Annotated in this window: 3 protein-coding genes; 1 reads left to right on the forward strand and 2 read right to left on the reverse strand. The window is 62.3% G+C overall.

Annotated elements, in window-relative coordinates; all coding sequences use genetic code 11:
- Both recG and ABL914_RS13775 read right to left on the reverse strand, forming a co-directional pair.
- Window positions 1–2015: ATP-dependent DNA helicase RecG (gene recG / locus ABL914_RS13770; RefSeq protein WP_391563762.1), on the reverse strand; the 2015-nt coding region annotated here is incomplete at its 3' end.
- A gap of 17 nt (window positions 2016–2032) precedes the next feature.
- Window positions 2033–3451 (reverse strand): pyridoxal phosphate-dependent decarboxylase family protein, encoded by a 1419-nt coding sequence (locus ABL914_RS13775; RefSeq protein ID WP_391563763.1) that lies wholly within the window; start codon window positions 3449–3451, stop codon window positions 2033–2035.
- Between the two features lie 46 nt (window positions 3452–3497).
- On the opposite strand from ABL914_RS13775, the gene ABL914_RS13780 reads away from it, so the two are divergent.
- Window positions 3498–3764 carry a succinate dehydrogenase assembly factor 2 gene (locus ABL914_RS13780; RefSeq protein ID WP_391563764.1) on the forward strand — a complete coding sequence of 89 codons (267 nt, stop codon included), beginning with the start codon at window positions 3498–3500 and terminating at the stop codon, window positions 3762–3764.
- Window positions 3765–3878: the final 114 nt, after the last annotated feature.

Here is a 3878-nt window from a genome sequence, read left to right on the forward strand (position 1 = left end):
AGATAAAGCAGCAACCGCGCCGCATCGCCGCGTTCGCCGGTCAACCCGCCATCACGCTCCATCAACAGCCGCGCATCATCATGGGCAGCCGGGAGCAGCCGCGCAATCTGTTCAATGCTGGCAACACGGAACGGGGTATCGCCTGATTGCCGGGTCCCCAGCAATTCCCCGCCGCCGCGCAAACGCAAGTCTTCTTCGGCCAGGCGAAAGCCGTCCTGGGTTTCGCGCATCAAGGCCAGCCGGTCGCGCGCGGTTTCACTAAGCGCCGGTCCGCGCAGCAGCAGACAGCTGCTTTTCCCCTCACCCCGCCCAACCCGGCCACGCAACTGGTGCAGCTGGGCCAAACCAAAGCGTTCGGCTTGCTCAATCACCATCAGTGTGGCGTTTGGCACATCCACGCCAACCTCGATCACTGTGGTTGCAACCAACAGCTTGGCCGCGCCACTGGAAAAGCGTTCCATTGCGGCGTCTTTCACTTCGGGCCGAAGCTGCCCATGAACCAGCACCACACAATCCCCGAACCGCGCTTTCATCTCGGCAAAGCGGGCCTCAGCGGCAGCAATGTCCTCGGTTTCCAGTTCGCGGACCATCGGGCAAACCCAATAGGCCTGGTGCCCGCCTTCCATGTGCCGGCCCAGTGCACCCACCACATCATCCATCCGTTCGGCCGCAACAACCCGGGTATCGATAGGCTGGCGGCCAGGCGGCATCTCATCAAGCTTGCTGACGTCCATCTCACCGTATTGGGCAAGCGTCAGCGTGCGCGGGATCGGAGTGGCCGTCATCGCCAGACAATGGGGGGTGCGGCGGCCTTTCTGATTGAGCATCAGCCGCTGGGCCACGCCAAACCGGTGCTGCTCATCAATCACAACCATCGCCAGGTTCTTGTAAGCGACAGCATCCTGAAAGATTGCATGGGTGCCAACCACCATCTGGATCGAGCCATCCAGCAAGCCCATCAGGATCGATTCACGCGCCTTGCCCTTGTCTCGCCCGGTCAGCAGCGCGATCGAAACGCCCGTTGATGCAGCCATCCGGCCAAGTGTTTCAAAATGCTGCCGGGCAAGAATTTCGGTTGGGGCCAGTAGCGCCGCCTGCGCCCCGCCTTCCACCGCGATCAGCATCGCTTCCAGTGCCACGGCAGTCTTGCCCGATCCGACATCGCCCTGCAGCAATCGCAGCATCGGCGCAGATTGGGCCAGATCACCTTCAATCTCTGCAATCGAACGCTTTTGCGCTCCGGTTAGTTCGAACGGCAGTTGCAGCCGCGCGCGCAAGGCGCCATCGCCCACCAGCGGTGTGCCAATCTGCCTGCGATTGGATGCCCTTACCAGCAGCAGCGCCAGACTGTTGGCCAAGAGTTCATCATAAGCCAGCCGGTCACGCGCAGCGGCGTGCTCACCCTTGTGCGCCAGCTCCAGCGCATCGCGCCAGGCCGGCCACTGATGCCGATCAAGCAGCGTGGGCTCTATCCATTCGGGCAGCGAAGGCAGACCCGCCATGGCTTGCTGGATCAGGGCGGCAATGCGGTTTTGGGTCAGCCCATCGGACAAGGGATAGACCGGCTCTATCAACTGGCCCAGCGCCGCCGCGCTTTCTTCGGTAACGTGATCGGGATGCACGATTTGCAGCATCTGCCCGTATTGATCGAGCCTTCCGGCCACCCAGCGCGGTTCTCCAAGCGGAAGCGCCTTTTTTCCGGAATAGGATGCCCGGCCAAAATAGGTGATTGCGCAGATGTTTCCGGGCTCATCGCTGGCCATAACCCGCATCGGCCCGCGCCCGGCCGATGATCGGTATTCGATCGGCGTAAGCTTAACCACCACCTGTTCGCCAACGCTGGCCTCATCCAGGCTGGCTACCGCGCGGCGGGTGACGAACCGATCAGGTAAGTGATAGGCAAAATCCTTGACCCTCGCGAGGCCAAGCCGCTCAAGTGGGCGCGCCAGACCCGTGCCGACCCCTTTAAGGCTATCGGCGGTAACAAACAGAGGATTAAGCCGATCGGGGCGCATGCCCAGGGTATTAGCGCCTAGCCTCCGGCTTGCACAGCCTCCCACGCAGCACGAACCGCATCAACTGTGATCCGCCCGTCTTCATCGGTGGTCGCAATTGAGCAGACCGAAACCCGCATCACCAGCCGCCCGCGCCACAGCGCCGTGCCCATGAATGCCGTCGCATCCTGCTGGATCCGGTCAACCGTGGCCTGGGTAAGCCGATCGCCCTGCTCGGCCCCGGCAGCCGCGCCGAAGCGGACGATGAATTGATTGAGCTCTGGCTGGTTAAGGACCTCCACGCCTGCAATTGCTGCCATACCGGCAGCCATGGCCTGGGCAATCCGCACGTCATCATCGACCATTGTGGCAATTCCGCTGCGCCCCAGCCGCCGGATCATCGCCCAGGCGGCAAAACCGCGCGCGCGGCGCGACAGTTCAGGCACATAGGCGCCGGGATGGCGGAACTGGGCGTTGTCGCGGGTCAGATAGCTGGCCTGCATATCCATTGCGCGGCGGTGTGCTTGTTCATGCCGAACGATCGTAAAGCCGCAGTCATAAGGGGTTTGCAGCCACTTGTGCCCATCGGTTGCCATCGAATCGGCTTGTTCAATCCCATCCAGCAGATGGCGGTGGCGCTCGCTTGCCCGGGCCCACAGGCCAAATGCGCCATCAACATGGATCCAGCCGCCAGCATCGTGAACCATCGGCACAATCGCGGCAAATGGATCGCTGACCCCGGTGTTGATCTGTCCGGCCTGCCCAATCACGATCACCGGATCGCTGCTGGCCTTCAGCGCGCGTTCCAGATCGCCAGGCAGCATCCGCCCCAGACTGTCAGTAGCGATCGTGGTGACACGCTTTTCGCCCAGCCCCAGATAGCGCAGCCCTGAAAACACCGTGTTGTGGGCATCGGCACCAATCAGAACCCGCAGATTGGGTGCACCGTAAAGGCCATCATCCTCAACGTTCCATCCTACGCGCCGCAACAATTCGCCGCGCGCGGCGGCAAGTCCGACAAAGTTTGCAATGGTCGCGCCGCTGACCAGACCGACCGAGCTGGACGCAGGAAGATCAAGCAGTTCGAGCAGCCAGCGCGCCGCCACGGCCTCCACCGCTGCCGCTGCCGGCGACATCGGAATGCCTGCACCGTTCTGGCCCCAGGCCGATGTCAGCCAATCAGCCGCGACACCGGCAATGTGCGAACTGCCATTGACCCAGCCATAGAACCGCGGCGCCACGATCCCGCGCAAGCCATCGCGGGCCCCGCCATCAAGCTGGGCAATCAGGGCCAGCGCATCCGTGCCATGATCGGGAACGGGGCCATCAAACCGATCAAAAATCTCGGCATACCCGGCCACTGGCACCGTTTCTGCCGCAGCCACAGCGCGCCGGTATTCTGCCGCCAACCGCGCCGCCAAATCCAGCGCAGCAAAATCCTGTTCATTGGTACTCACGCGTCTCTCCCTTGCGGCGGCGATAAGTGCCCCCTAATCGCTCCTGATGAGCGACACTTCCCGAATCAAGCGGCTAAAGTTCCGGGCCTGGCATCGCGGCACGCGCGAAGCCGATTACATGATCGGATGCTTTTTCGATACGCACCACACCAGTTGGACACCAGCCGAACGCGATTGGTTTGAAGCCTTGCTGGACGAAGAGGATGTCGAAATCATGGCGTGGGCACTGGGCACAGCGGCTGTACCGGAAAAATATGCCGGGGCGCAGATGGATGCCTTCAGGAAACTTGATTTCGTTGAAATCCCGCGCTGAGCAGGCTCACCTCGCGATTCCAATTGCATCAACTCCCCTTCATCATCCCCGCGCAGGCGGGGACCCAGGGCGGACCAACACTGGGTCCCCTCCTGCGGCGGGGATGACGAAGGG

Source organism: Novosphingobium sp. (assembly GCF_040079535.1).
In the GTDB taxonomy this organism is placed as follows: Bacteria; Pseudomonadota; Alphaproteobacteria; order Sphingomonadales; family Sphingomonadaceae; genus Novosphingobium.

Bases quoted from the DNA above. Each gene is read 5' to 3' on its own strand.
- ABL914_RS13780 (WP_391563764.1), top strand. From the start codon at position 3,498: ATGAGCGACACTTCCCGAATCAAGCGGCTAAAGTTCCGGGCCTGGCAT.